We start from the raw sequence: 5,653 nt of genomic DNA, 5'->3' as shown, positions 1-5,653 counted from the left end.
TAGGGTTGGCTGAATAAATCTAAAAACCTTGTTGGATAAGACTTTTAGACTTTTTTGACCTCAAAAAGTGCCAGCCATTGGAGGGATCGGGGCGAAAATTCCTGGACTTTTTCCCTGAAAATTAGGTAATTGACCGTCTGAAAATGGGTAAAACCCCACACCCCACACCCTGCCCCCACAAAAAACTTTTTCAGCAGACCCTAAATATTGATACTATTGGGGATGCGAGAGGGTTTCAGGAAAATATAAGGCGTAAATCGGGTTAAATTGCGCCGATCGATCTCATTTTCGATCGCCTTTAATTTAGCTTGGAAAACCGCCAAAATCGGGTAAGTGCGTTGATCTGGGAAAGCACTTCGGGATGGATAGCCAAAACGGTTAAATTGAAAAGCTGTTAAAGTCTGCATAATTTCCAATTGATAAGCGGCCTGGGACTGGGGCGGCAAAAGACGGAGAATATAATCTATATCCACCTCCTCAGCTGCTTTGGGAGGAGATTGATAACCCGCTAGGGGAATATTCGGGCAAAAGGCGAGATAATCGTATTGAGGATAATTAACCGCCGCGTGTTGTGGTCCGGCCACAAAAATTATCTGGGTGACAACTTCGACTAATTTGGCTAAAGTGTCTAATTCTCCGTCAGAAACTAATTTTTTGATGCCTCCACCTTCAGGTGACATCAATTTTCGCACCCAAGCTTGTAATTCTGTATCCCCGTTTACATCCGCGTCGGAAGTATAGTAAAGACTTAGGTAATCTTTGACGTAGGTTTCCGTTGCTTGCCAAAGTAAGAGAGCATCGTCTCGGTAGGGGTAATCTGGTAGTAGGGAGGTATCATCGACTTGGCGGAAGGCTAATTGCTTGGGTAGGGTATAATCGGCGAAATTATCCAATCTTTGACGATAGGAAGTCTTAATTATCTCGATAGATGCTTCTAGCGTCCCCGCTAATAGACGATCAACGAATCCGCCAGGGTTAATTAACTCGCTCTCGGCTAAACTATTAATAGCGAGGGTAAATTGAAAATGAGGTCTTAATAGAATTGCCAGAGGATGATTGATTGCTAACTCGGTAGCTGTATCTAAAACAAAAGCTTCCGCTACTAAATGGGTATGGCTGAGGTGACTAACTAATTCATGGTGATTTCCGTCGGCAATTTGCACGAAAATCTTCGCCATTAACCAATTAAGTCCGTCATCGGGGGTATAGATGCGCTGATTAGGTTGGGTCGGATCCTGATATAATTGAATGGCAACAGGTACTAATCCCCCTTGACCGCGTAAACCTCTAGCACGCCAACAGAAAAGGACAAGAGGTGCTGTTACAGTTTTCATGCCCTTTTGATAACTGCCTAAAGTTAGGTTGTTTAGGGGGGCATAATCTGCTAGAAATAAGTTACCCTTAGCGGCTTCCGAGTCAATGGTTTTATCCGGTCCCATGGCTTTTTGGAAGATGGCATCGCTGACGGGGAAATTATCTGGTAAGCTGCTAATCCCGCGAATTACCAGGGGATTTGCTCCCGCTAATCTTTGGTAGGCAAAACCTGTATTAGATTGCCAAGTTTTAATGCTTGTGGGTTTGGGAAGGATAGGAAAAAGTTCTTCGTAATCTTCTAATGTGTCGAAGGGATCGAAGATATTTTCTACTCTTGTGGCGACTCCATTGGCAATTAAAGCACTGAAACCTTTACCCCGCATTACTTGATAGGAAATAGAAAAGTTTTCGTGGGTAGGTAAATCTTTGACGAGGGTGATACCATTAACGGAATCATAAATGTACACTTGTTTTTGTCGTCTTAATAGATCTTGTCTTTTGACTGGATCAGGATCATTTTTGGGTAGCGATGGTGTCAGCAAAGTAACTCCTTGTCTAAAAAATTAGAACTTAAAAATTGTGGTCTTTTTCCTGGCACTAATAGGCTAGTCAAAGTAAAGAATTACCTCCAACAAAAGGGTCTTTTGAGGTAAATTACCTGCTAGATATAGTGTCACCCATTATATACAGCTAGAACTGGGTTAGATTCCCGAAATATTGCATCTGTTTGCAAAACTTAATATATTAATTCTCGCACCTATGAGGTGCAAAGTTGCTGGTTTGAGGTTGGGGAGATTTTATCAGTGAACAGTAAACAGTGAACTGAAAACTCCCATCTGATAACTGATAACTGATTGCTAAACCGTTTGTAGGGGAAAACCTAAAGCTTCCCGTTGCTGTAAATACAATTGAGCAACCTGTCGAGCTAAATTGCGAATTCTGCCGATATAACGGGTTCTTTCAGCTACAGCAATCACACCTCTAGCATCGAGTAAATTAAAAGTATGGGAACATTTGAGAACATAATCTAGACTGGGAATCACCAGAGAGCGATCGATTAATTGTTTAGCTTCCTGTTCATATAAACTGAATAAACTAAATAATAACTCAGGATTAGAAGCCTCAAAATTATAGGTACATTGTTCGATTTCATTTTGCAGGAAAATATCACCGTAGAGGATATTTTCATTCCATTGAATTTTATTAATTGCCTCTACATCTTGCAGATACATGGCTAATCTTTCTAAACCGTAGGTAATTTCGATCGCCACGGGACGACAATCGATACCTCCACACTGTTGAAAGTAGGTAAATTGGGTGATTTCCATACCATCTAACCACACTTCCCAACCCACACCCCAAGCGCCGAGGGTGGGAGATTCCCAGTTATCTTCCACGAAGCGAATATCGTGATCTTCTGGGTTAATTCCTAACACCCGCAGGGAGTCTAAATAGATGTCCTGAATATTATCAGGAGAGGGTTTAATTAGGACTTGATATTGATAGTAATGCTGAAAACGATTGGGATTTTCGCCATAACGGCCATCCGTAGGACGACGACAGGGTTCCACATAGGCAACTGCCCAAGGTTCCGGACCAATTGCCCTTAAAAAAGTGTGGGGACTCATGGTTCCCGCACCTTTTTCTGTATCATAGGGTTGAGCAACTAAACAACCGCGATCGGCCCAAAATTCATTTAATTTAGCGATAACAGCTTGGAAAGTTAGAGACATGGGAAAAAGTAAAAAAGCAGATTAGGGGTTGGGGAAGTGGGGTGTAGGGTGTGGGGTGTAGGGTGTAGGGTGTAGGGTGTGGGGAGATGGGGGGTTGGGGAGAAAAAAGCTGCCGACTGTCTCCTGTCTCCTGTCTCCTGTCTCCTGACGGTTAAAGTCATTGACTTACTTTTAACTGCAAGCGAAAGTGAACGGGGGTAGAAGATTGGGGGAGAATAACTAATTCATAAAATCCCTCTTCGGGTAATTGACCGGACCATTGCCGATCGCTAGACTTGTCTAAAAGGGTAATATTACCCGTGGGAGAGTAGAAAGATAGTAAAACTTCGCCTTCCGCCTCTAAATTTAAGTCTAACCGATTACTGGAACGCAATTTTATTGCATAGGCTTTTCCTTGTCCCTCGCTGAGAATTGCCTCGATAACTTCCTCTCCCCCCGCGTCTAAACTTTCGAGCGCTTGGTAAGATAGGCCAGACTGTAAAGATTGTAACTGATTCCAGGCCAAGCCACTCCACAGTTGACCTAGACCGCTATCAAAATTTGGTCTTTCTGTCAATTCGGTAAATAGCTGAAAAAAAGCAGTATCAGTGAGTAAATTAAGGACTTTACTGCTTAAGCGTAACTGATTCACTTGTTCTCGCCATTTTTGTCGTTGTTGCTCATCGTAGCTACCTAATGCTTCTCTAGTGCCAGAATCGAGACGTTCTAAGCGATCGAGGATTTCTGCTGCTAAAATATCTCTTTGTTCCTGTTTCTGTTTTTCCTCTTTGATATCCCCATAGCGGAGTTTAAACAATTCATTGACGAGATTTTTAAAAAACTGACCATCAATTCCCAACTCTAGACGGCGCTTTCTCATCTCGGCTTTCCGTTGCCATGCCGTATCTGTGGCAGAATTAAAGTTATTTTCCTCCGTGGCAAAAACGGGTTTAACGGTTTGGGGTTGATTGCTGTGTTTAACCCACTGTTTCCCGATTAACCAGCCTATTGCCGCCGATAATAACATCAAGAGGCAAAAAATAGCGATTCTGCCAGAACAGCCGAGAAAAAGGGGCGATTTATTCCGAGAATTAGCGGCCATTGTCTCCTTAGACGATTGAGGGTTTTGATCTGTAAAGATGAGATTAACACAAATAATAGGCTAAGACGCATTTTAACCGCCTATCCTTAGATTAGCTGAATCTTCCCCAATCCCTTTACTGTTGCCCCTTGTCCCGTCTCAACAAGCAGTTTAAATACACGGGCAGCTTATTATTCATAGCAGATAACCATGACTACGACTCAACCCCTATCCCCTGGCCAAACCGCCCGAAAAGATGAGATAATCTTCCCAACGGGCGAATTTTGGAGTGATGAACCGCCATTGGAAAGTAATTTACATCTAACTCAGATTATTTTGTTGATAAAATGCCTAGAATGGTTATGGCAAGATAGAGAAGATTACTTTGCAACCGGGAATTTAACCATCTACTACAGTCCCAATCAGAAAAAATCAGAATACTTTAGAGGACCAGACTTTTTTGTAGTATTGGGAACAACTAGAAACCAAAACCGGAAAAGTTGGGTAGTATGGCAAGAAGAGGGAAAATATCCTAATGTGATTATAGAAATCCTCTTTTGAAAGTACCGCTAAGACTGATAGGGAAGAAAAGAAAGAAATTTATCAAAATACATTTAGGACTCCTGATTATTTCTGGTTTGACCCCTATAGTTTAGAGTTTGAAGGATCTACGTTAATTAGGGGAAAATATCAACCGATTGAACCCAATCAGCAAGGTTGGTTATGGAGTGAAGAATTGGGCTTATATTTAGGTATCTACGCCGATAAATTGCGTTATTTTAGTCCTAGGGGTCAGTTAATCCCAACACCTGAGGAAGCCGCTCTTCTGGAGAAACAGGCCAAAGAATCTGAACGTCAACAAAAAGAACTGGCTTTACAACAAAAGGAATATGAAAGACAACAAAAAGAACTGGCTTTACAAAAAATTGAGCAATTAACGGCAAGATTAAGAGAATTAGGCATTAATCCCGATGAAACCTTGTAGGAGTGCAAGGTGGTCAGTGAGTTTATCTAACTGCTTGCACCCTCACCTTTCATGAGCAAGCTAAACAGATAAAAAAAAGCTCAATTAAAACAAGATAAATCCTCTTTAGTAACCAGCGATTTTGTTTTATTAGAGGTAGCGGATGCTCTCGCTTCTCCTTTTATTCGTTCTCGAACAATTCCCTTGATTACTCGATTAAAAGAAGCTCAGGATTTATTGGTTATTCCCATTAGTCAAGGTTTATTTAGGGTTTGCTGAAAAAGTTTATTGGTGGGGTTAGGAGTCGGTCGTCAGTAGCCGGTCGTCGGTCGTTTCAGGCTTTGTTGCCCTCCTTTTTTTTGTACCAGCTTATGTACTATAGGAAGGATAATGCAAGGTTTTTGAATGTCCCAATCCTATATTCTTGCACTAACATCGGATTTTAACAGGTCAAAAGCCTTATTTTCAAAGGGTTTTACCATTAAGTACCTAAGCAAAATTAATTACACATCCAAGCCGTCACCCGTCAGCCAAAAGCTTTTTGCTGTGACCAGTAAACAGTGAACTAAAAATTCAAATCTG

General features: G+C 41.6%; 4 protein-coding genes and 1 pseudogene. 1 reads left to right on the top strand and 4 read right to left on the bottom strand.

Annotated features, from left to right (window positions below):
* Window positions 1–200: 200 nt before the first annotated feature.
* The 4 genes from PX482_RS13160 to PX482_RS13145 all read right to left on the bottom strand — a co-directional run bounded on the left by PX482_RS13160 (window position 201) and on the right by PX482_RS13145 (window position 4,128).
* Window positions 201–1,856: a lipoxygenase family protein gene (locus tag PX482_RS13160; protein WP_002758835.1), complete on the bottom strand. Its 1,656-nt coding sequence runs from the start codon at window positions 1,854–1,856 to the stop codon at window positions 201–203.
* A 315-nt stretch (window positions 1,857–2,171) separates the two neighbouring features.
* Window positions 2,172–3,047, bottom strand: coding sequence for a glycine--tRNA ligase subunit alpha (gene glyQ, locus PX482_RS13155; RefSeq protein WP_002771993.1), 876 nt, complete (start codon window positions 3,045–3,047; stop codon window positions 2,172–2,174).
* Window positions 3,038–3,208 carry a hypothetical protein gene (locus PX482_RS13150; RefSeq protein WP_287972114.1) on the bottom strand — a complete coding sequence of 57 codons (171 nt, stop codon included), beginning with the start codon at window positions 3,206–3,208 and terminating at the stop codon, window positions 3,038–3,040. The genes glyQ and PX482_RS13150 overlap by 10 nt, the downstream gene beginning before the upstream one ends.
* The gene (locus tag PX482_RS13145; RefSeq protein WP_288122533.1) at window positions 3,205–4,128 is read right to left on the bottom strand and encodes a serine/threonine protein kinase; all 924 of its coding nucleotides are present in this window, start codon (window positions 4,126–4,128) and stop codon (window positions 3,205–3,207) included. The genes PX482_RS13150 and PX482_RS13145 overlap by 4 nt, the downstream gene beginning before the upstream one ends.
* Before the next feature lie 189 nt (window positions 4,129–4,317).
* Between PX482_RS13145 and PX482_RS13140 the strand changes: the two are divergent.
* Window positions 4,318–5,092 (top strand): annotated as a pseudogene (locus PX482_RS13140) (Uma2 family endonuclease).
* Window positions 5,093–5,653: the final 561 nt, after the last annotated feature.

Source organism: Microcystis sp. M53602_WE12 (assembly GCF_030065455.1).
Lineage (GTDB): Bacteria > Cyanobacteriota > Cyanobacteriia > Cyanobacteriales > Microcystaceae > Microcystis > Microcystis aeruginosa.
Note: the sequence above shows the minus strand (reverse complement) of the source record. Positions and strands in the feature narration are given on the sequence as shown.